Raw genomic sequence first — 21,928 nt, forward strand, 5'->3', positions numbered from 1 at the left:
CCTCAGAGGGCTGCTCGGGGACTACTCCGGGGTTTCGTCGAGCGCGTGGCCCACGAGGGACAGGAGGGTCTCGATGACCGAGATCCGGCGGCGCGCGTCCATGATCATGACGGGTATGTGCGCGGGGATCGTCAACGCCTCCCGCACGTCCTCGGCCTCGAACCGCTCGCTGCCGTCGAAGTGGTTGACCGCGACGACGTACGGCAGTCCGCAGCTCTCGAAGTAGTCCAGTGCCGGCCAGCAGTCCTTCAGACGGCGGGTGTCGGCCATGACGACGGCGCCGATCGCGCCGCGCACCAGGTCGTCCCACATGAACCAGAACCGCTCCTGGCCCGGTGTGCCGAACAGGTAGAGCACCAGGTCGTCGTCGAGCGTGATGCGGCCGAAGTCCAGGGCCACGGTGGTGGTCAGCTTGCCCGGCGTGGCGGTGAGGTCGTCGGTCTCCGCGCTCGCCTCGGTCATCAGCGCCTCGGTCCGCAGGGGCGTGATCTCCGAGGCGGAGGTGACCAGCGTGGTCTTGCCGACGGCGAATCCGCCCGCCACCACTATCTTCGTGGCGACGGGTGCGCGGGTGCGGTCCATCTGCCAGGGCAGCAGCGGCTCGTCGTCCTCGACGAGCGGGGAGACACCGTGAGCGGCGTCAGAGACGACGGAGTCCACTCAGCACCCTTTCCAGCAGCGCGCGGTCCGGGCGGCCCGTGCCGTGGCCGGTCCCCGTTCCGTAGACACGGATCTTTCCCTGGTCCGCGAGGTCGCTCAGGAGGACCCGGACCACGCCGAGCGGCATCCTCAGCAGCGCGGCGATTTCGGCCACCGTGCGCATACGGCGGCACAGTTCGACGATGGCCCGCATCTCCGGCGTCACGCGGGAGGTGAGGTTCCCGTTCGTCAGCTCCTTGCGCTCCTCGGCGGCCTCGAGCGCGGCGGTGGCGCCGACGAAGGTCTCGACGAGCAGGACGTGGCCGAAGCGGGTGCGGCCCCCGGTGAGCGAGTAGGGGCGGACCCGGGCGGGTTTGCGGTCGCCGCCGCGGACCGGGAGCTGTTTCCTGGGCTTGCTCATCGGCGGCTCCCCATGGGCTCGTTCTCCAGGGACTGGCGCAGCTCGCTGCGGAGTTCCGGGGTCAGGACGTGGCCGGCGCGGCCGACGAACAGGGCCATGTGGTACGCCACCACGCTCATGTCGCAGTCCGCGGAGCCGTGCACGCCGAGCAGGGAGCCGTCGCTGATGGACATCACGAACAGGCTGCCCTCGTCCATCGCCACCATCGTGTGCTTGACCGGACCGAAGTCCATCAGCTTCGAGGCGCCGACGGTGAGGCTGCCGATGCCGGAGACGACGGTGGCCAGGTCGGCGGCGGAGCCGCGGGGGCCGGTGCGCTTCGCGCTCCGCGCGTCGCGGGCCTCGTCGATCCGTGAGTCGTCGGAGGAGAGCAGGAGCAGGCCGTCGGAGGAGACCACCGCGACGGAGAGGATGCCGGGCACCTCCTCGACGAGGTTGCTCAACAGCCAGTGCAGGTTGCGGGCCTCACTGCTCAGTCCGACAGTACTGGGCGCGGTCAACTGCTTGCCTCCTCGACTGTGCCCTCCGCGGGCTCTTCGGATGTGGCGGCCGGGTCGGACGGCGCCCGGTGGCCACCGGTCCGTTCGGCGAGTTCCGCCTCGACGTCCCGGCGCCCGGCGTCCGCCCCCCGGCGGAAACCGCCGAGCCGGCGGCGCAGGGTCTCGGCGTCGACGGACCCGGCACGCGGGCGCGGGGCCGCGGTGGGCTCGGTGATTCTCGGCGTGCGCTTGGGCAACCCCTTGGCCGTGACCGGTTCCTCGTCCTCGTCCTCGTCCCCGTTTCCGTCCCCGTCCCCGTCGGCGACGCGCGCGTGCTCCGCGTCGGTGCCGCCCTCGGACGCGGCGCCCGGCCGCCGCGGGAGTCCTGCCGGGTTCCCGGCGTCCGCCGCGGGCCGGTCCTCGGGCCCGGCGTCCGCACCGGACGCGTCGTCGGGAGCGGCGCCCTCCGTGGCCTCATCGGCCGACCGGCCCGGGGCGCCGGAAGGGGCTTCCCCGTCTGCGGTCGCGTGACCGGCACCCGGACGGACGTCGTCGTCCGCACCCGCGTCGAACGGCTGCGGAGCAGCGCCCGCGGTACCGGACGGGGCGTCGTGCCCGCCCGCGTGACCCGGCCCCGGGCGGACGCTCTCGTCCTCCGGCCGGCCGGTGGCCCCGGCGTCGGGCCCGGCTCCGGCTGCCGCTCCGGTGACGGCGTCGGGCTCGGCCTCCCGGGCGGCTTCCGGAGAGGGCTCCGGCTCGTCGGCCGCCTCCGGCTGCGCCGGGATGAGCAGCTCCATCGTGACCTCGGCGGGCCGCTCGGGCGGCGCGTCGGCGCCCTCCGCGTCCTCGTGCCCCGCGTCCTCGTGTCCCGCATCCTCGTGTCCCGCGCGCTCCCGCGCGGAGTCCTGCGCCGCCCCGGCAGGGGCCTGCGGCTCCGCCGGCCGGTCGGCGCCGCTCTTCGCCGGCTCGTCGGCCTCCTCGGCGCGGGTCTCCTCGGGCCGCCCGACGGGGCTTTCCGCCGGTTCCTTCGCAGGGGCCGACGAGGACTCGTCCGCGTCGGCCGCCGCAGTCGGCTCGCCCGGGGTCTCCCCGCCGGACGGGTCCTGGTGGCGCACCGCCTTCTCCGCCAGGGCGACCAGCGGATCGTCCGACTCCGTGCGGCCTTGGAGGACGTTGGAGTTGGCTTCGGCTTCGGCGCCCGGGAGGGAGTGCGCGGGGGCGTTGCCGGCGACGGAGGCGGGGACCGCGCCGGGGGCGGCGGGCGCCAGGAGGGGGACGGGGAGGACGACGACCGCGGCGATGCCGCCCTGCTTCTGCTCGCGCAGCCGGACCCGCACCCCGTGCCGGTGGGCGAGCCGGGCCACGACGTACAGGCCGAGACCGAGACCGTCCTCGGCCTCCGCGTCGTACGTGGCCTCCGGGTCGAAGTCGGACAGCCGGGAGTTGAGCCGCTCCAGCCGCTCCCCGGTCATGCCGATGCCCTCGTCCTGGACGGAGAGCATGACCTCGCCGTTCTCCAGCAGCCAGCCGGAGACCTCGACGGGCAGGTCGGGCGGGGAGAACGAGGTGGCGTTCTCCATGAGCTCGGCCAGCAGGTGGGAGAGGTCGTCCGCGGCGAACCCGGCGATGTGCGCGTGCGGCGGCAGCGCAGCGATACGGACCCGCTCGTACCGCTCGATCTCGCTGACCGCGGCCCGTACGACGTCCACCAGCGGGACCGGGCCCGCCGTCTGCCGGCCCTGCTCGGTGCCGGCGAGGACGAGGAGGTTCTCGCTGTGCCGGCGCATGACCGTGGCGAAGTGGTCGAGCTTGAAGAGGGTGGCCAGCCGGTCCGGGTCGTCCTCCCGCTCCTCCAGCCCCTCGATGACGCCGAGCTGCCGCTCGACGAGTCCAAGGGTGCGCAGGGCCAGGCTGACGAACGTGCCGCCGATGCCGGCGCGCAGCCGCTCCAGGTGTGCGGCGGACTCCGCGAGTTCGGTGCGCAGCTCCTCGCGGGCGTCGGCCATCTTCTGCCGCTGGCCCACGAGGTGCTTGCGGTCGGCCTCCAGGGTGGCGATCCGCTCGGCGAGGGCGACGGCGCGCGCGTGCAGGGCGTTGACGGAGCGGACGACCTGGGCGAACTCGTCGTTGCGGCCGGTGAAGGCGACCGGCTCCTGGCCTGCGGGGTCCTCCGCCTCGGCGAGGCGGGCGGAGCCCCGGCGCAGCACCGACAGCGGGCGCGTCAGGGTGCGGGCCATCGCGGTGGCGATGCCGACCGTGAGCAGCACCAGGGCGCCGAGGGCGGCGATCCGGATCTCCAGCGCGGTGACGTCGTCGTCGCGCAGCTGGGTGAGGTCCTTGGTGCGCTTGTCGAAGAGGGCGGACTCCACCCCGCGCATCGTCTCGACCCGCGCGGTGAGCGCGGCCTGCAGCTTCTTGACGCTGGTGTCGAGGTCCTCGGCGGAGAGGGTCGGCTCGTCGGTGAGACGGGCCAGGTACTTCTCGGCGGTCTCGACCTCGGGGCCGGTGACCGTGGAGTCGTAGGAGGCGCGGGCGGCCTTGGGCGCGGACTCGCGGAAGTCGGAGAGGGCGGCGTCGGAGCGCAGCCGGGCCTGGAGCGCGGCGGCGGTCAGCTCGTCGCGCCGCTCGGTGTCGGCGTCCGAGGAGCCGGCGTTGGCGGACGGCAGTCCGGTGACCGGGTCGATCACGGTCTGGGTGGTGCGCGGCACGTTCAGCGCGGCGAGCAGCAGTCCGCGGGTGGCGGCGGCCTGCTGGACGGCGGAGTCCAGCTCGGTGAGCGCGTGGGCGCCCGAGCCGGCGCGGGGCGGGGTCCGCTCCGCCAGCTGTCCGGCGAGCCGGTGCAGTCGCGTGATGACGGTGGAGTACGCCTGATGCGCTTCGAGGGCGCTGCTCTTGCCCGTGAGCGCCGCCCTGCGCACGGCGGCGACGGCGTCGAGGCCGTCGCGCAGCTCCTGCGGCATGTCGGTGTCGGCGCGCAGCTCCTCGACCTGTCGGTCGACGCGGGCGCTGTGCTCCTCGGAGGGCGCCTTGGTCCTGGGGCGGCCGGCCGCGATGTAGGGGACGACCTCGTCGCGCTCGTCGGCGAGGGAATGCGCCAGGGTGAGGGCGTCCTGGGTCTGCTCGGCGAGCGTCACCAGGTCCTGTGCGTCCTTGAGCTCCCCGGAGGCGGCGAGCACGGAGGGCGCCCCGGCCGCGGCGATCGCGGCGGCCACCACGGCCACGGCCACGATGAGCCGGTTGCGTACATGGGTGGGGCGGCCCCTGCCTACGCCGGTCGTCCGCTCCGCGTCCCCCGTGGGGGCCGTCTGCTTGCCTGTGCGACGAGGCCGCGACTTCTGCACCGGTGCTCGCATTCCTGACTCGTGTACCCGTGGGTTCGGGTGACGCTCCGTCAACGGGTGCGGGCGTTCACCCCGAGCTCTTGACCGCGCTCGGACAGCGAGGCGCCCCCATCGCTCCCCGACCCTCCCAGTGACCGTGGACAGTGGATGCGCATCACCTGACCCGCCACTCGAAGGAGTGAACCCCGGAGGTGAGTTGAGGGGCAAGTTCCGTCGCCTCCCGCAGCGGCCCCACGGGGCACGCCGGTTGGACGTCTGCGGCGGGCGGTGGCAGTATTCGCCGCCACGCCTTCTCGGAGCACTCCATTCCCTCCCAAATCAGGCGTCTGACCTGCGCGGTCGCATGGTTCCGGCGACCGGCGAGGGCCTTTCGCGAGCCGCGTGGACGGCTCGTGCAGACTGGCTGGATGCGTACGGAGCTTGTTTCGGAGCCCGGTGATCCCGGCCGCCCCAACGAGGACTTCGCGAGCGTCGGGCTTCCGGCTTCCGGGCAGGGCGGTTCGCTCGTGGTGCTGGACGGGGTCACGCCTCCGGGGGACGGCGGCGGGTGTCTGCATTCCGTGCCCTGGTTCACCGCGCGGCTGGGCGGAGCGCTGACCGAACTGACCGTTTCCCTCCCGGATGTGCCCCTGGTCGAACTGCTGTCCCGGGCTCTCGCGCGTACCGCCGACGGCCACGCGGCAACCTGTGACCTTTCTCACCCCCGTACGCCGCAGGCGACGGTGGCGCTGGCCCGCTGGTCACCGGCCTCGGTGGACTGCCTGGTGCTGTCCGACTCGGTCCTGCTCGTCGAGTCCCCCGACGGGACGGTCACCCCGTTCCTGGACGACCGGCTGAGCCGGCTGCCCCGCTCGGCCCTGGCCAGTCACACCCTGGTGGACACCACGCTGCGCAACAAGGAGGGCGGCTTCTTCACCGCGGCGGCGGATCCCTCCGTGGCCTCCCGCGCGGTCACCGGTTCGCTGCCGCGCGACGAGGTGCGCGCCCTGGCCGCCCTGACGGACGGGGCGGCGCGCTGGGTGGAGAGGTTCCACGCGGGCGACTGGGCGGACTGCCTCGCCCTGGTCCGCGAGGAGGGCGCCCGGTCCCTGGTGGACCGCGTACGGGCCCTGGAACGGGCGGACGCGGAGCGGGCGGCGCCGCGTCGCGGCAAGACGCACGACGACGCGACGGTGGTGTACGCCGAGCTGTCACCCCGTGAGCGGTAGCCCGTACGGGGTCACTTCTCCATGCCGCGGTTCAGCTGGCTCAGCAGCCGGGCGAGTTCCGTGACCTCGGCGGGGTCCCAGTCGGCGAGCCGTCCGGCGTAGCGGGCACGGCGGGCCTCGCGGACCCTGCGGACCCGTGCGTGGCCCTCCTGGGTGAGGGCGATCAGCCAGGCGCGGCCGTCGGCGGGGTCCGGCTCGCGGGCGACGAGACCGAGCTCCTCCAGCGCGCGCAGCTGGCGCGACATCGTCGCCTTGCCGACGCCGATGTAGGCGGCGAGCTCGGTGGCCCGCTGCCGGCCGCACTCATCCAGACGGACCAGCAGCCCGTACGCGGACGGCTCCAGGTCGGGGTGGACCGCGCGGGCCATCTCCCCCTGGCTGGCCCGGGCGCGCCGCAGCAGCACCGTCAACTCGCGTTCCAGCGCGAGGAATCCGGGCTGGTCCACACCCTGCGCGGGCCGCGGGGAGGCGGTGCGCTCCTCGCCGCCCTGTCCGTCTTCGTGCACGTCCGCCCCTGCTTCGGTTTTCCGGTTCCGATGGTCTTCCGCCAAGTGGCGACGTCGCCGCAGCTCCACCAGTATTTCGCAGGCGTGGACCAATGGCAGCGCGCGGACGCCCCGCCCCCGCCGCGGTCCACGTGCGCGGTCTCCCCACCGGGCGACTGCGTGGCATGCCCACCACATGGGACGTGGGTCGCCTTCCGGGTTCGCCCCCACACCGACCTTTCGGAGATGCGTCATGCCTGTGCACAGATCCGCCCTTCCCCGCATACGCGCGCTCGTGACCGCCGGCGCGGTCCTGCTCGCGGTGCTCTCCCTCCCCCGCCCGGCCGTCGCGGCCGAATCCGCTCCCGGCGCTCCTCCGCGCGGCTCCGCCCGCATGGGCATGGGCGTGCTCGCCCACGACGGCCGCGGCGGTCTGCCCACCGTCCGCACCACCCGGACGGAGGGCGTGGACGTCTCCAGCCACCAGGGGAACGTCGCCTGGACGACCCTGTGGAACAGCGGCGTCCGCTGGGCCTACGCCAAGGCCACGGAGGGGACGTACTACACCAACCCGTACCACTCCCAGCAGTACGGCGGCTCCTACGACGTCGGCATGATCCGCGGCGCCTACCACTTCGGCACGCCCGACACGGCGAGCGGCGCCGCCCAGGCCGACTACTTCGTCGACCGCGGCGGCGACTGGTCCGCGGACGGACGGACCCTGCCGGGCGTGCTCGACATCGAGTGGAACCCGTACGGCGACGCCTGCTACGGCAAGTCGCCGAGCGCGATGGTGAGCTGGATCCGCGACTTCCTGGACCGGTACCGGTACCGCACCGGCCGCGACGCCGTCCTCTACACGGCCACCAGCTGGTGGAAGCAGTGCACCGGCAACTACGCCGGCTTCGCCGCCACCACCCCGCTGTGGATCGCCCGGTACGCCTCCACCGTCGGCGAACTGCCCGCCGGCTGGGACGCGTACACGATGTGGCAGTACACCTCGACCGGGCCGACCGTCGGGGACCACGACCTCTTCAACGGCACCCCGGACCGGGTGCGGACCTTCGCGCTCGGCTGACCCGGCCGATCCTTCCCGGGCGGCACGGAAGCTGCCGGCGGCGGGACGCCGACGGGAACGGATCTCCCGCCGGAACGGCCCTCCGGCGGCGTGTCGCCGGGAGATCCGCTCCCCTCGTGGCCCCGGGGCCCGCGCCGGGGAGCGGTCCACGGATTCGCCGGCGGCGGCCGGGCTCGGTGAAGGCCCGGGCCTCCCTCACGGGACCCGGGCCTCCCCTCGTCCGATCGCCCCCGTCACGCGGCGACCGGAACCTCCGGCGCCGCGCCGTTGGTGGCGGGCGACAGCGCCAGTTCCAGGACCTGGCGGACGTCGGTGACGGCGTGGACGTCGAGCCTGTCCAGCACCTCCGCCGGGACGTCGTCCAGGTCGGGCTCGTTGCGCTTGGGGATGATCACGGTGGTGATGCCCGCGCGGTGCGCGGCGAGCAGCTTCTGCTTCACCCCGCCGATCGGCAGCACCCGCCCGGTCAGCGAGACCTCACCGGTCATCGCCACGTCCGTGCGGACCAGCCGGCCGGAGAGCAGCGAGGCCAGGGCGGTGGTCATGGTGACGCCCGCGCTCGGACCGTCCTTGGGCACCGCGCCCGCCGGGAAGTGGATGTGCGCGCCCCGGTCCTTCAGGTCGCCCACCGGCAGCTCCAGCTCGGCGCCGTGGCTGCGCAGGAAGCTCAGCGCGATCTGCGCGGACTCCTTCATCACGTCACCCAGCTGGCCGGTCAGGGTCAGCCCCGCCGCGCCCGTCTCCGGGTCGGCCAGGGACGCCTCCACGTAGAGGACGTCCCCGCCCGCGCCGGTCACCGCGAGCCCGGTGGCGACACCGGGGACGGCGGTGCGGCGCTCGGCCGGGTCCTGGGCGGACTCGGGCACGTGGTGCGGCCGGCCGATCAGGTCGCGCAGGTCGGCGTCGGTCACGGTGAACGGGAGCTCCCGCTCCCCCAGTTCGTGCCGGGCCGCCACCTTGCGCAGCAGCCGCGCGATGGACCGCTCCAGGGTGCGCACGCCGGCCTCGCGCGTGTACTCGCCGGCCAGCTTGCGCAGCGCGCCCTCGTCGATCGTGACCTCGTCCCCGGCCAGCCCGGCGCGCTCCAGCTGGCGCGGGAGCAGGTGGTCGCGGGCGATGACGACCTTCTCGTCCTCGGTGTAGCCGTCGAGGCGGACCAGCTCCATCCGGTCGAGCAGGGCCTCCGGGATGGCCTCCAGGACGTTGGCCGTCGCCAGGAACACGACGTCGGACAGGTCGAGCTCGACCTCCAGGTAGTGGTCCCGGAAGGTGTGGTTCTGCGCCGGGTCGAGGACCTCGAGGAGCGCGGCGGCCGGGTCGCCCCGGAAGTCCGAGCCCACCTTGTCGATCTCGTCGAGGAGCACGACCGGGTTCATCGACCCGGCCTCCTTGATCGCCCGCACGATCCGGCCGGGCAGCGCGCCGACGTACGTACGGCGGTGGCCGCGGATCTCGGCCTCGTCGCGGACGCCGCCGAGGGCGACGCGGACGAACTTCCGGCCCATCGCGTGGGCGACGGACTCGCCGAGGCTGGTCTTGCCGACGCCGGGCGGGCCGACGAGGGCGAGCACGGCGCCGCCGCGCCGTCCGCCGACGATGCCCAGGCCCCGGTCGCTGCGCCGCTTGCGCACCGCCAGGTACTCGGTGATCCGCTCCTTCACGTCCGCCAGGCCCGCGTGCTCGGCGTCCAGGACCGCCTGGGCGCCCCGGATGTCGTAGGCGTCCTCGGTGCGCTCGTTCCACGGCATCTCCAGGACCGTGTCGAGCCAGGTGCGGATCCAGGAGCCCTCGGGCGACTGGTCGGAGGACCGCTCCAGCTTGTCGACCTCCTTGAGCGCGGCCTCGCGGACCTTCTCCGGCAGGTCGGCGGCCTCGACGCGGGCGCGGTAGTCGTCGGACTCCTCGCCCTCCTGCTCGCCGTTGAGTTCGCGCAGTTCCTTGCGGACGGCCTCCAGCTGGCGGCGCAGCAGGAACTCGCGCTGCTGCTTGTCGACGCCCTCCTGGACGTCCTTGGCGATGGTCTCGGCGACGTCCTGCTCGGCGAGGTGGTCGCGCAGCTGCTGGGTGGCGAGCTTCAGCCGGGCCACCGGATCGGTGGTCTCCAGCAGGGCGACCTTCTGCTCGGTGGTCAGGAACGGCGAGTAGCCGGAGTTGTCGGCGAGCGCGGAGACGTCGTCGATGGCCTGGACGCGGTCGACGACCTGCCAGGCGCCGCGCTTGCGCAGCCAGGCGGTGGCGAGCGCCTTGTACTCCTTGACGAGTGCGTCCACCTGCCCCGGCAGCGGCTCGGGCACGCTCTCGTCGATGCGGGTGCCCTCCACCCACAGCGCCGCGCCCGGCCCGGTGGTCCCGGCACCGATCCGCACACGGCCCCGGCCGCGGATCAGGGCACCGGGATCGCCGTCGGCCAGCCTGCCGACCTGCTCGACCGTGCCCAGCACGCCGGTACCGGCGTAGGTCCCGTCGACGCGTGGCACCAGCAGCACCCTGGGCTTCCCCGAGGCCGTCCCGGCGGCGGCCTGGGCGGCCTCCACCGCGGCGCGCACCTCGGAATCGCTCAGGTCCAGCGGAACCACCATCCCGGGCAGCACGACCTCGTCGTCGAGCGGCAGTACAGGCAGGGCGAGCGATGTGGACTCAGCAGCCATGATCTCCCCTTCGGCAGTCAAGTTGAGCTATGCCGACTCAATGCAGCTGAGCCGCCGAATGTTCCCGAGGACGCGTTCGCTCTGAGCGATCATCGTCCCGGGGCGCCGAAGCCCCCGGCCGCCGCGTAAACGGAGCTGCCAGGATGAACGCATGTCCACCCCGTACGACATTCCCGAACCCCCCGAAGTCCTGGACCGCCGCGAGGGCCCGTACGGCGAGGTCGTGCTGCGCAGGCACGGCGACCTGCTGCAGATCATCGCCAACGGCTGCTTCCTGATGGACACCTCCGACGGCCGTTCGGAACGGCGGCTCGTCGACGCCGCCCTGGCCGCCCTCGACGCGCGCGCGGTGGACCCGCACGTCCTGATCGGCGGCCTCGGGGTCGGCTTCTCGCTCGCACACGCCGCCGGGCAGCCCCGCTGGGGACGGATCGCCGTGGTGGAGCGCGAACCGGCGATCATCGAGTGGCACCGCACGGGGCCGCTGGCCGGGCTCTCCGCGCGGGCCCTCGCCGACCCGCGCACGGCGATCGTCGAGACGGACCTCGTCCGTTACCTCGATGAGACGTCGGACACGTTCGACGCGCTCTGCCTCGACATCGACAACGGGCCCGACTGGACCGTCACCGAGGACAACGACGGGCTCTATTCGCCGTCCGGACTGGCCGCCTGCGCAAGGGTGTTGAGACCGGGTGGAGTGCTCGCCGTGTGGTCGGCGAAGCCGTCCCCGGAATTCGAGGGAACCTTGCGGAATGCCGGGTTCCAACAGGTGCGTACCGAAGAGATCCCCGTTGCCCGGGGCGTTCCGGACGTCGTGCACCTCGGCGTCCGCCCTGGATAGCAAAGCCGAGGTGACTCCCCGTACGCTGCTGCCCTGACGCGGTCATTCAAGCGTCAATCGCAGTGATGCGCAGACGACGGATCACCCCACGGATTCCGGAAAAAGCACACCTCAGGGGCGGGCGATGGAGCAGACACAGACCTCCCACAACGGCACGGCCACGGCCACTCCCGGCGCCCAGCGCCGGGTCCTGGTGGTCGAGGACGACGCGACGATCGTGGACGCCATCGCGACGCGCCTGCGCGCCGAGGGATTCCTGGTGCAAACGGCGGGCGACGGCCCGTCCGCGGTGGACACGGCGGAGGCCTGGCAGCCCGACCTGCTGATCCTCGACATCATGCTGCCGGGCTTCGACGGTCTGGAGGTCTGCCGGCGCGTGCAGGCCCAGCGGCCGGTGCCGGTGCTGATGCTCACCGCGCGCGACGACGAGACCGACATGCTGGTCGGGCTGGGCGTCGGCGCCGACGACTACATGACGAAGCCCTTCTCCATGCGGGAGCTGGCGGCACGCGTGCACGTGCTGCTGCGCCGCATGGAGCGGGCGGCCCTCGCCGCGACGACCCCGCGCAGCGGCATCCTGCGCCTGGGCGAACTGGAGATCGACCACGCGCAGCGCAGGGTGCGGGTGCGCAGCGAGGACGTCCACCTGACGCCCACCGAGTTCGACCTCCTGGTGTGCCTGGCGAACACCCCCCGCGCGGTCCTCTCCCGCGAGCAGCTGCTGGCCGAGGTCTGGGACTGGGCGGACGCCTCCGGCACCCGCACGGTCGACAGCCACATCAAGGCGCTGCGCCGGAAGATCGGCGCCGAGCGCATCCGCACCGTGCACGGCGTGGGCTACGCCCTGGAGACGCCGACGCCATGAGCGACGGTCCGGCCGGACGCAAAGGCCCCGGGGCGCGGCAGCCCTGGGGCGGTGTGCGCCCGTTCTCGATCAAGACCAAGCTCGGCGCGCTGGTCGTCGTCTCGGTCCTGATCACCACCGGTCTTTCGGTGATCGCCGTGCACACCAAGACGGAGCTGCGCTTCATCACGATCTTCTCGATGATCGCGACGCTGCTCATCACGCAGTTCGTGGCGCACTCGCTCACCGCGCCGCTGGACGACATGAACGCCGTGGCCCGCTCCATCTCGCACGGCGACTACACCCGCCGGGTGCGCGAGAACCGCCGTGACGAGCTGGGCGACCTGGCCCAGGCGATCAACGTCATGGCCGACGAGCTGGAGGCCCAGGACCGCCAGCGCAAGGAGCTGGTCGCCAACGTCTCGCACGAGCTGCGCACCCCCATCGCGGGCCTGCGCGCGGTGCTGGAGAACATCGTCGACGGCTTCACGCAGGCCGATCCCGAGACGATGCGCACGGCCCTGAAGCAGACCGAGCGCCTCGGACGCCTCGTGGAGACGCTGCTCGACCTGTCCCGCCTGGACAACGGCGTGATCCCGCTGAAGAAGCGGCGGTTCGAGGTGTGGCCGTATCTGTCCGGGGTGCTGAAGGAGGCCAACATGGTCGCCTCGGCCCGGGCGGGCATGGCCTCCGGATCGGGCAGCCACACCCGTACGGACGTCCATCTGCACCTCGACGTGTCGCCGCCGGAGCTCGTCGCGCACGCCGACCCCGAGCGCATCCACCAGGTCGTCGCCAACCTCATCGACAACGCGGTCAAGCACAGTCCGCCGCACGGCCGGGTGACGGTCCGGGCGCGACGCGGGGACCGGCCGGAGTCGCTGGAGCTGGAGGTGCTGGACGAGGGGCCCGGCATTCCGCGGACCGAGTGGCACCGCGTCTTCGAGCGGTTCAACCGGGGCAACGTCAACCGGCCGCACGGTCCGGGCAGCGACGGCGGCACCGGTCTCGGCCTGGCGATCGCCCGCTGGGCCGTGGATCTGCACGGCGGCCGGATCCGTGTGGCCGAATCCGAGCGGGGCTGCCGCATTCTCATCACTCTTCCGGGAGAGTGATCCACACTAAGTTGACGTAAAGTTCGAAGCGGAGCCGCACGATCCATCCGTGTTCGCACTGACGGACACGTGTGATCAGGCAGAGGCCCGCGTGAGCTGCGCGCCAGGGCCCGGCCGAGCGATCCCTGATGCGGCCCGTAGAATCAAAACCAGGGTTGTTTCCCGCCATTTCCCGCCCCGAAACACCCGCTGCAATGTGACTTACGCGACGATGAACGGGCCCGGCCTGACCTTCTCGCTCTCGGGGGCGTAGCCTTTATTTCCGCTGTCCATCATCTTGCGAAGCGGAAGAGGGCGGTTGACGCCGTGTCGCCACAGTCCCCCAGTAACTCGAGCATCTCGACCGACACCGACCAAGCGGGTAAGAACCCCGCTGCGGCCTTCGGTGCCAACGAATGGCTCGTCGACGAGATCTACCAGCAGTACCTCCAGGACCCGAACTCGGTGGACCGAGCCTGGTGGGACTTCTTCGCCGACTACAAGCCGGGCGCGCCTGCGACCTCGGCTCCGGCGGGTACCGCGGCCGCGGGGGCCGCGGGAACCACCACCCCCCCGGCGCAGCCGGCCGCTCCGGCCCAGCCCGCCGCGCCCGCTCCCGCGGCCGCGCGGCCCGCCGCCGCGCAGCCTGCCGCCCAGGCGCCCGCCGCCCCGGCGAAGGCTCCCGCCCCGGCGAAGGCCGCCGCGCCCGCCGCCAGGCCGGCCGCCGCGAAGCCCAAGGCCGAGCCCGCCGCCGAGGCGAAGACCGGTCCCGAGCAGGTCACCCTGCGCGGCCCGTCCGCCGCCGTGGCGAAGAACATGGACGCCTCCCTGGAGCTGCCCACGGCCACGTCCGTGCGCGCGGTCCCGGTGAAGCTGCTGTTCGACAACCGCATCGTCATCAACAACCACCTCAAGCGGGCCCGGGGCGGGAAGATCTCCTTCACGCACCTCATCGGCTACGCGATGGTGCAGGCCATCAAGGCCATGCCGGCGATGAACCACTCGTTCGCCCGGGTGGACGGCAAGCCGACCCTGGTGAAGCCGGAGCACGTCAACCTCGGTCTGGCCATCGACCTGGTGAAGCCCAACGGCGACCGCCAGCTGGTCGTCGCGGCCATCAAGAAGGCCGAGACGCTGAACTTCTTCGAGTTCTGGCAGGCCTACGAGGACATCGTCCGTCGCGCCCGCGACAACAAGCTGACGATGGACGACTTCACCGGCGTCACGGTCTCCCTGACCAACCCCGGCGGCCTCGGCACCGTCCACTCCGTGCCGCGCCTGATGCCCGGCCAGTCGGTGATCATGGGCGTCGGCTCCATGGACTACCCGGCGGAGTTCCAGGGCACCTCCCAGGACACCCTGAACAAGCTCGGCATCTCCAAGGTCATGACGCTCACGTCGACCTACGACCACCGGGTGATCCAGGGCGCCGCCTCCGGCGAGTTCCTGCGCGCGGTCGCCAACCTCCTGCTCGGCGAGAACGACTTCTACGACGAGATCTTCGAGGCGCTGCGCATCCCCTACGAGCCGGTCCGCTGGCTCAAGGACATCGACGCCTCCCACGACGACGACGTCACCAAGGCCGCCCGCGTCTTCGAGCTGATCCACTCCTACCGGGTCCGCGGCCACGTCATGGCCGACACCGACCCGCTGGAGTACCGCCAGCGCAAGCACCCCGACCTGGACATCGTCGAGCACGGCCTCACCCTGTGGGACCTGGAGCGCGAGTTCGCCGTCGGCGGCTTCGCCGGCAAGTCCCTGATGAAGCTGCGCGACATCCTCGGCGTGCTGCGCGACTCGTACTGCCGCACCACCGGCGTCGAGTTCATGCACATCCAGGACCCCAAGCAGCGCAAGTGGATCCAGGACCGCATCGAACGCTCGCACACCAAGCCGGAGCGCGAGGAGCAGCTGCGCATCCTGCGCCGGCTGAACGCCGCGGAGGCCTTCGAGACCTTCCTGCAGACGAAGTACGTCGGCCAGAAGCGCTTCTCCCTGGAGGGCGGCGAGTCCGTCATCCCGCTGCTGGACGCGGTGCTGGACTCGGCCGCCGAGTCCCGCCTGGACGAGGTCGTCATCGGCATGGCCCACCGCGGCCGGCTGAACGTGCTGGCCAACATCGTCGGCAAGTCGTACGCGCAGATCTTCCGCGAGTTCGAGGGCAACCTCGACCCGAAGTCGATGCACGGCTCCGGCGACGTGAAGTACCACCTGGGCGCCGAGGGCACCTTCACCGGCCTGGACGGCGAGCAGATCAAGGTCTCCCTGGTCGCGAACCCCTCGCACCTGGAGGCGGTGGACCCGGTCCTGGAGGGCGTCGCCCGCGCCAAGCAGGACATCATCGGCAAGGGCGGCACGGACTTCACCGTCCTGCCGGTGGCCATCCACGGCGACGCGGCCTTCGCGGGCCAGGGCGTGGTGGCCGAGACCCTGAACATGTCGCAGCTGCGCGGCTACCGCACCGGCGGCACGGTCCACGTGGTCATCAACAACCAGGTCGGCTTCACCGCCGCCCCGGAGTCGTCGCGCTCGTCGATGTACGCGACGGACGTGGCCCGCATGATCGAGGCCCCGATCTTCCACGTGAACGGCGACGACCCGGAGGCCGTGGTCCGCGTCGCGCGGCTCGCCTTCGAGTTCCGCCAGGCGTTCAACAAGGACGTGGTGATCGACCTCATCTGCTACCGCCGCCGCGGTCACAACGAGTCGGACAACCCGGCCTTCACCCAGCCGCTGATGTACGACCTGATCGACAAGAAGCGCTCGGTGCGCAAGCTGTACACCGAGTCCCTCATCGGTCGCGGCGACATCACCCTGGAAGAGGCCGAGCAGGCGCTGCAGGACTACCAGGGCCAGCTGGAGAAGGTCTTCACGGAGGTCCGCGAGGCCACCAGCCAGCCCGGCTCCATGGAGTCCTCCGACCCGCAGGCCGAGTTCCCGGTCGCCGTGAACACCGCGGTGACCACGGAGACCGTCAAGCGGATCGCCGAGTCCCAGGTCAACATCCCCGACCACATCACCGTCCACCCGCGTCTGCTGCCGCAGCTGCAGCGCCGCGCGACGATGGTCGAGGACGGCACCATCGACTGGGGCATGGGCGAGACCCTCGCCTTCGGCTCCCTCCTCCTGGAGGGCGTCCCGGTCCGCCTCGCGGGCCAGGACTCCCAGCGCGGCACCTTCGGCCAGCGCCACGCGGTCATCATCGACCGCAGCACCGGCGAGGAGTACACGCCGCTGCAGTACCTCTCCGAGGACCAGTCGCGGCTGAACGTCTACAACTCCCTGCTGTCCGAGTACGCGGCGATGGGCTTCGAGTACGGCTACTCGCTGGCCCGCCCCGACGCGCTCGTGCTGTGGGAGGCGCAGTTCGGCGACTTCGTCAACGGCGCGCAGACGGTCGTGGACGAGTTCATCTCGTCGGCCGAGCAGAAGTGGAACCAGACCTCCGGTGTGGTCCTGCTCCTCCCGCACGGCTACGAGGGCCAGGGCCCGGACCACTCCTCGGCCCGCCCGGAGCGGTTCCTGCAGCTCTGCGCCCAGAACAACATGACGGTCGCGATGCCGACCTCGCCGTCGAACTACTTCCACCTCCTGCGGTGGCAGGTGCACAACCCGCACCACAAGCCGCTGGTCGTCTTCACGCCGAAGTCGATGCTGCGCCTGAAGGCCGCGGCCTCGAAGGCGGAGGAGTTCACCACGGGCCAGTTCCGCCCGGTCATCGGCGACGCCTCGGTCGACCCGGCCGCGGTGAAGAAGGTCGTCTTCACGGCCGGCAAGGTCTACTACGACCTGGAGGCCGAGCGGCAGAAGCGCGGCGCGACGGACACGGCGATCATCCGCATCGAGCGCCTGTACCCGCTGCCGGGCACGGAGCTCCAGGCGGAGATCAAGAAGTACCCGAACGCCGAGAAGTACCTGTGGGCCCAGGAGGAGCCGGCGAACCAGGGCGCCTGGCCCTTCATCGCGCTCAACCTGATCGACCACCTCGACCTGGCGGTCGGCGCCGACCTCCCGCACGACGAGCGTCTGCGCCGCATCTCGCGGCCGCACGGCTCGTCGCCGGCGGTCGGCTCCGCGAAGCGCCACCAGGCCGAGCAGGAGCAGCTGGTGCGCGAGGTCTTCGACGCGTAACCGGCAGCCGTACGCGCGGGCCGCACCCCTCTCACGGGGGTGCGGCCCGCCCGTTTTCCCGCACCTATCCTTGTCCCCATGTACTTCACGGACCGTGGCATCGAGGAACTGGAGAAGCGGCGCGGGGAGGAGGAGGTCACCTTCGAGTGGCTGGCCGAGCAGCTGCGCACGTTCGTCGACCTCAACCCCGACTTCGAGGTCCCGGTGGAACGCCTGGCCACCTGGCTGGCCCGCCTGGACGACGAGGACGACGAGTAACACCCCACGGGGGGGCGGCACCCCCGCCCCCCACCCCCCACCACCACACACCCGCCCACCGCGTCGGCCGCGGGCCGCATCGGCCGTCTGCCGCGCCGGCCGTCTGCCGCGCCGGCCGCGGGCAGTCACCGCCGCCCCCACACTCCGCGGACAACCACCGCCACCCCCGCACTCCGCAGGCAGTCGTGCCGCCCCGCACTCCGCGGGCAACCACCGCCACCCCTGCACTCCGCGAGCAGCCGCCCCCGCACTCCGCGGGCAGTCGTGCCGCAGGGCGGCACGGGTGGGCGCGACGGCACCCCGCAAGCGCCGGGCCGCGCGAACACTCCCCGGCCCGCACCAGCACGGGGCACCCCATGAACGCCGGGCCGCGCACCCCAGCTCAGCACCAGCGCGCCGGGTCGACTTCGACCACTCCGCAAAAAGACCGGCCACCAGAACGAGTGTCTTGACTTTCCCCTGCCGCGATATATCGTGAATCACGTAAGACGCGATATGCCGCGTCATCGTCGACCGCTTCGTTCCCAGGAGGTCCCCCCATGCCCGAGTGGTCCGTCGCGGAACCCACGAAGCTCACCTTCGACACCCCCGTGAGCGACCTGCACGTCCGCATCGTCAACGGCGCCGTGAACATCGTGGGCACCGACGAAGGCCCCGCCCACCTCCAGGTCTCCGAGATCGAGGGCCCGCCCCTGGTGGTCACCCAGAAGGACGGCATCCTCACGGTGGCCTACGACGACCTCCCCTGGAAGGGCTTCCTCAAGTGGCTGGACCGCAAGGGCTGGCGCCGCAGCGCGGTGGTCTCCCTGGCCGTCCCGGCCCGGACCCGGGTCGAGGTGGGCGTGGTCGGCGCCGGCGCCGTGGTCTCCGGCATCCGGGGCCCCGCCGCGGTGAAGGGCGTCGCCGGCGACACCACCCTGGTCGCCCTGTCCGGCCCGGTCCGCGCGGAGACCGTGTCCGGGAACGTGGAGGCCCAGTCCGTCACCGGCGACCTCCGCTTCGCCTCCGTCTCCGGCGACCTCACCGTCGTCGAGGGCTCCGGCTCCTCCGTGCGGGCGGACACGGTCGGCGGATCCATGATCGTCGACCTCGATCCCGACGGCCCCGCCGACGTCAGGCTGACCAGCGTCTCGGGCGAGATCGCCATCCGGCTGCCGTATCCGGCGGACGCCGAGGTGGAGGCCAACACCGCGAGCGGCGCGATCTCCAACGCCTTCGACGACCTCCGGATACAGGGCCAGTGGGGCGCCCACAAGCTCACCGGCCGTCTGGGCGCGGGCAGCGGCAGGTTGCGCGCCACCACCGTCTCCGGCTCCATCGCCCTGCTGCGCCGTCCGGCCGGGGAGGACGAGCCCGAACCGCGGGACGGCTCGGGGGACAATGCCGGTACGACCGACAAGAAGGTGCTCTGACATGCCTCCCGTCTTCGCCCACGGACGCCTCCGCCTCTACCTGCTGAAGCTGCTGGACGAGGCCCCGCGTCACGGCTACGAGGTGATCCGCCTCCTCGAGGAGCGTTTCCAGGGGCTGTACGCACCGTCGGCGGGCACGGTCTACCCGCGGCTGGCCAAGCTGGAGGCGGAGGGCCTGGTCATCCACACCACCGAGGGCGGCCGCAAGGTGTACTCCATCACGGACGCCGGCCGCGCCGAGCTGTCCGACCGCAGCGGTGAGCTGGCCGATCTGGAGCTGGAGATCCGGGAGTCGGTCGCCGAGCTGGCCGCCGAGATCCGGGCCGACGTCAGCGGCGCGGCGGGCGATCTGCGCCGCGAGATGCGGGCCGCGGCCGGCAAGGCCCGCCAGAGCCGTACCGGCGGGGCCGCGCCCGAAGAGAAAGGCCCTTTCGGCGACTTCGGGGTCTTCGGCGACAAGGACGCCTGGCAGGCGGCCAAGGAGGAGATGCGCCGCGCCAAGCAGGAGTGGAAGGAACAGGCCCGCCGCGCCAAGGACGAGAGCCGCCGTTCCCGCGAGGAGGCGCAGCGCGCCCGCCGCCAGGCCAAGGAGGCCCAGGACAAGGCGCAGGAGGAGGTGCAGCGCATCGTGCGGCAGGTCCAGGAGCAGGTGCAGGGCCACTTCGCCCGGGGCGACTGGCCGACGGGTCTGCGCGAAGGCCTCGGTGAGCTGGCCAGGGAGATGGGCGAGTTCGGCAAGGACTTCACCTTCGGCCGCACCGGCGCGGGGGCCTCCGGCAAGGTCTCGGAGCCGTCGTACTCCCGGACTCCCGAGGACTTCCCCGCCGACTGCACCCCGTCCTGGGCCCACGAGGACGCCTCGGACTCCACCGGTGACCCGGCCCGCGACCTGGACCGCCTGCTGGACCGCTTCCGGGACGACATCCGTGACGCGGCCCGCGACCACGGGGTCACGTCGGACCAGCTCCGCGACGCCCGCCGCCATCTGTCCACGGCGGCGGCCCACATCGGGGTGATACTGCGCACCCCGAAGCAGTAGCCCTCCCGACCGGACCCGCGCCGGCCCACCCGAACCGGGCCGGCGTCCCGGGGTCTCCCACCCAGGTGTGCTCCTGACGAGCCCGGCAGAGGCGCACCGGGCCCGACCGGACCCTCCCGGGTCCCCTCGGGTCGGCCCTGCGCCGATGTCAGCCCGCCTTGGCCTCGCCGCTCCCGTACAGCACGCGGGTCACGGACTCGTACGTCACGCCGTGGTCGGCGAGGACCTCGGCGGGGACACCGGGGCGGACGGTGAGGGCGAGCAGAAGGTGCTCGTCGCCGATGCGGCGGTCGCGCAGGGCGGTGGCGGCGCGCAGGGCGCCCGTGAGGGCGTCCTTGGCCGCACGGTCGAAGGGCCGGTGTCCCGACCTCCGACCCCCGGCCTTCCGGTCTCCGGACAGCGCCCCGGCCCCGTGCACCTCCTCCACCCGCGCCACGATCTCCGGCACGTCGATGCCGAGCCCGGCGAGGGCGTCGGTCTCGGCCTGTGTCAGCCCGGCCCGTCGCCGGGCCTCCCCCAGCGCCGCCCGCACCGACTCCCGCCGTTCACCGGCGCCGAGGGCGGCCAGAGCGAACGAGGCCCGGCTCCCCTCCCGGTCGAGCAGAGCCAGCAGCAGATGCTCGGCGCCGACCCGCTCGGCTCCCGTCTCCTCCGCGTGCCCGACCGCCCCCTTCACCACGTCACGGGCGTCCTTCGTGAACCGCTCGAACATCAATGCCTCCCGTACTTCTTGTGCACGGCCTGCCTGCTGACTCCGAGCTCGGTGGCGATCTCCTGCCACGACCAGCCCTGATGGCGCGCGTTGCGCACCTGCACGGTCTCCAGTTGCTCCAGCAGCCGGCGCAGGGCGGCGACGGCCCGCAGGCCGACCCGTGGATCGCGGTCGCCCGCACGCTCGGCGAGGTCGGTTGCCTCAGTCATGATGTCAACGTACGTTGACACCTCCTTGTCGTCAACCCCGGTTGACATGCCGACGGCCGGCCCGGAGAGCCGGGCCGGCCGTGAGAAGGGCGGGTGGAACCCCGCCGTCAGGGATTCGTGAGCACGATCTTGCCGAACTGCCCCCCGGACTCCATCCGCTCGAAGCCCTCCCGCGCCCGGTCCATGGGCAGCGCCTCGTCGATGACGGGACGTACACCGGTGGCGGCGCAGAAGGAGAGCAGGTCCTCCAGCTCGTCCTTGGTGCCCATGGTCGACCCGACGACCTTGAGCTCCAGGAAGAAGATCCGGGTCAGCTCGGCGTGCGAGGGCCGGTCACCGCTGGTGGCGCCGGAGATCACCAGTGTGCCGCCGGGACGCAGCGACTTCACCGAGTGGGACCAGGTGGCGGCCCCCACGGTCTCGATCACGGCGTCGACCCGCTGCGGCAGCCGCGCCCCCGGCTCCACGGCCTCCACGGCCCCGAGCTCCAGCGCCCGCTTCCGCTTGGCCTCGTCCCGGCTGGTGGCGAAGACCCGCAGCCCCGCCGCCCTGCCGAGCACGATCGCGGCGGTGGCGACGCCGCCCCCGGCCCCCTGCACCAGCACGGAGTCCCCGGGCCGCACCCCGGCGTTGGTGAATAGCATCCGGTACGCGGTCAGCCAGGCGGTCGGCAGACAGGCGGCCTCCTCGAAGGAGAGCTCCTTCGGCTTGGGCAGCACGTTCCAGGTGGGCACGGCGACCTGCTCGGCGAACGTGCCCTGGTAGCGCTCGGTCAGGATGGACCGGGGCTCCTCGGGGCCGACCCCGTGTCCGCTCTGGCCGATCACGGAGTGCAGGACGACCTCGTTGCCGTCCTCGTCGACGCCGGCGGCGTCGCAGCCGAGGATCATCGGCAGCTTGTCCTGCGCGAGGCCCACGCCCCGCAGGGACCAGAGGTCATGGTGGTTGAGGGAGGCGGCCTTGACCGTGACGGTGCTCCAGCCGGGCCGGGACTCGGGAGCGGGACGCTCTCCCAACTCCAGACCCGCGAGCGGCTGGTCGCGGTCGATTCGGGCGGCGTAGACGGCGAACATGACCTTGACGATAGGT

General features: G+C 72.4%; 18 protein-coding genes. 9 read left to right on the plus strand and 9 right to left on the minus strand.

Going from position 1 to position 21,928, the window contains the following annotated elements; translation table 11 throughout:
* Window positions 1-21 precede the first annotated feature (21 nt).
* The 4 genes from ADK41_RS15140 to ADK41_RS15155 are packed head-to-tail and all read right to left on the minus strand — an operon-like array spanning window position 22 to window position 4,892.
* Complete coding sequence (locus ADK41_RS15140; protein WP_030834172.1) at window positions 22-660, minus strand: GTP-binding protein; 639 nt, start codon at window positions 658-660, stop codon at window positions 22-24.
* Complete coding sequence (locus tag ADK41_RS15145) at window positions 641-1,060, minus strand: DUF742 domain-containing protein (RefSeq protein ID WP_030834169.1); 420 nt, start codon at window positions 1,058-1,060, stop codon at window positions 641-643. Before ADK41_RS15145 ends, ADK41_RS15140 begins: the two co-directional genes overlap by 20 nt.
* Window positions 1,057-1,560: a roadblock/LC7 domain-containing protein gene (locus ADK41_RS15150; RefSeq protein WP_030834166.1), complete on the minus strand. Its 504-nt coding sequence runs from the start codon at window positions 1,558-1,560 to the stop codon at window positions 1,057-1,059. Before ADK41_RS15150 ends, ADK41_RS15145 begins: the two co-directional genes overlap by 4 nt.
* On the minus strand, window positions 1,557-4,892 hold the full coding sequence (locus tag ADK41_RS15155; RefSeq protein WP_078662136.1) for a sensor histidine kinase: 3,336 nt from the start codon (window positions 4,890-4,892) through the stop codon (window positions 1,557-1,559). The genes ADK41_RS15150 and ADK41_RS15155 overlap by 4 nt, the downstream gene beginning before the upstream one ends.
* Window positions 4,893-5,287: 395 nt before the next feature.
* Here ADK41_RS15155 and ADK41_RS15160 point away from each other — a divergent pair, with 395 nt between their 5' ends.
* Window positions 5,288-6,088, plus strand: coding sequence for a protein phosphatase 2C domain-containing protein (locus tag ADK41_RS15160; protein WP_030834160.1), 801 nt, complete (start codon window positions 5,288-5,290; stop codon window positions 6,086-6,088).
* Window positions 6,089-6,099: 11 nt separating this feature from the next.
* Here the strand turns inward: ADK41_RS15160 and ADK41_RS15165 are convergent, their stop codons facing one another.
* Complete coding sequence (locus ADK41_RS15165; protein WP_030834157.1) at window positions 6,100-6,594, minus strand: MarR family winged helix-turn-helix transcriptional regulator; 495 nt, start codon at window positions 6,592-6,594, stop codon at window positions 6,100-6,102.
* Between the two features lie 232 nt (window positions 6,595-6,826).
* On the opposite strand from ADK41_RS15165, the gene ADK41_RS15170 reads away from it, so the two are divergent.
* Window positions 6,827-7,651, plus strand: a complete 825-nt coding sequence (locus ADK41_RS15170) for a lysozyme (protein ID WP_030834154.1) — start codon at window positions 6,827-6,829, stop codon at window positions 7,649-7,651.
* A gap of 233 nt (window positions 7,652-7,884) precedes the next feature.
* Here the strand turns inward: ADK41_RS15170 and lon are convergent, their stop codons facing one another.
* A complete protein-coding gene (gene lon / locus ADK41_RS15175; RefSeq protein ID WP_030834152.1) occupies window positions 7,885-10,299 on the minus strand; it encodes an endopeptidase La in 2,415 nt (804 codons plus the stop codon).
* A 151-nt stretch (window positions 10,300-10,450) separates the two neighbouring features.
* Here lon and ADK41_RS15180 point away from each other — a divergent pair, with 151 nt between their 5' ends.
* The 7 genes from ADK41_RS15180 to ADK41_RS15210 all read left to right on the plus strand — a co-directional run bounded on the left by ADK41_RS15180 (window position 10,451) and on the right by ADK41_RS15210 (window position 19,918).
* Window positions 10,451-11,140 carry a spermidine synthase gene (locus tag ADK41_RS15180; protein ID WP_030834150.1) on the plus strand — a complete coding sequence of 230 codons (690 nt, stop codon included), beginning with the start codon at window positions 10,451-10,453 and terminating at the stop codon, window positions 11,138-11,140.
* 124 nt (window positions 11,141-11,264) lie between these two features.
* Window positions 11,265-12,005, plus strand: a complete 741-nt coding sequence (locus tag ADK41_RS15185; protein WP_030834147.1) for a response regulator transcription factor — start codon at window positions 11,265-11,267, stop codon at window positions 12,003-12,005.
* Window positions 12,002-13,099, plus strand: coding sequence for a HAMP domain-containing sensor histidine kinase (locus ADK41_RS15190; RefSeq protein ID WP_030834144.1), 1,098 nt, complete (start codon window positions 12,002-12,004; stop codon window positions 13,097-13,099). The genes ADK41_RS15185 and ADK41_RS15190 overlap by 4 nt, the downstream gene beginning before the upstream one ends.
* Before the next feature lie 306 nt (window positions 13,100-13,405).
* A complete protein-coding gene (locus ADK41_RS15195) occupies window positions 13,406-17,209 on the plus strand; it encodes a multifunctional oxoglutarate decarboxylase/oxoglutarate dehydrogenase thiamine pyrophosphate-binding subunit/dihydrolipoyllysine-residue succinyltransferase subunit (RefSeq protein ID WP_030834141.1) in 3,804 nt (1,267 codons plus the stop codon).
* 78 nt (window positions 17,210-17,287) lie between these two features.
* Window positions 17,288-17,467 carry a DUF6104 family protein gene (locus ADK41_RS15200; protein WP_003992906.1) on the plus strand — a complete coding sequence of 60 codons (180 nt, stop codon included), beginning with the start codon at window positions 17,288-17,290 and terminating at the stop codon, window positions 17,465-17,467.
* A gap of 539 nt (window positions 17,468-18,006) precedes the next feature.
* Window positions 18,007-18,879, plus strand: coding sequence for a DUF4097 family beta strand repeat-containing protein (locus ADK41_RS15205; protein ID WP_030836090.1), 873 nt, complete (start codon window positions 18,007-18,009; stop codon window positions 18,877-18,879).
* A 1-nt stretch (window position 18,880) separates the two neighbouring features.
* The gene (locus tag ADK41_RS15210; protein WP_030836092.1) at window positions 18,881-19,918 is read left to right on the plus strand and encodes a helix-turn-helix transcriptional regulator; all 1,038 of its coding nucleotides are present in this window, start codon (window positions 18,881-18,883) and stop codon (window positions 19,916-19,918) included.
* A gap of 148 nt (window positions 19,919-20,066) precedes the next feature.
* On the opposite strand, the gene ADK41_RS15215 is transcribed toward ADK41_RS15210, so the two are convergent.
* The 3 genes from ADK41_RS15215 to ADK41_RS15225 all read right to left on the minus strand — a co-directional run bounded on the left by ADK41_RS15215 (window position 20,067) and on the right by ADK41_RS15225 (window position 21,912).
* Complete coding sequence (locus ADK41_RS15215; RefSeq protein WP_030836095.1) at window positions 20,067-20,630, minus strand: Clp protease N-terminal domain-containing protein; 564 nt, start codon at window positions 20,628-20,630, stop codon at window positions 20,067-20,069.
* Entirely contained in the window at window positions 20,630-20,839 is a 210-nt protein-coding gene (locus ADK41_RS15220) for an HTH domain-containing protein (protein WP_030219802.1), read from the minus strand. The genes ADK41_RS15215 and ADK41_RS15220 overlap by 1 nt, the downstream gene beginning before the upstream one ends.
* Before the next feature lie 107 nt (window positions 20,840-20,946).
* Window positions 20,947-21,912 carry a zinc-binding dehydrogenase gene (locus ADK41_RS15225; protein ID WP_030836098.1) on the minus strand — a complete coding sequence of 322 codons (966 nt, stop codon included), beginning with the start codon at window positions 21,910-21,912 and terminating at the stop codon, window positions 20,947-20,949.
* Window positions 21,913-21,928 lie beyond the last annotated feature (16 nt).

This window comes from Streptomyces caelestis (assembly GCF_001279005.1).
In the GTDB taxonomy this organism is placed as follows: Bacteria; Actinomycetota; Actinomycetes; order Streptomycetales; family Streptomycetaceae; genus Streptomyces; species Streptomyces heliomycini.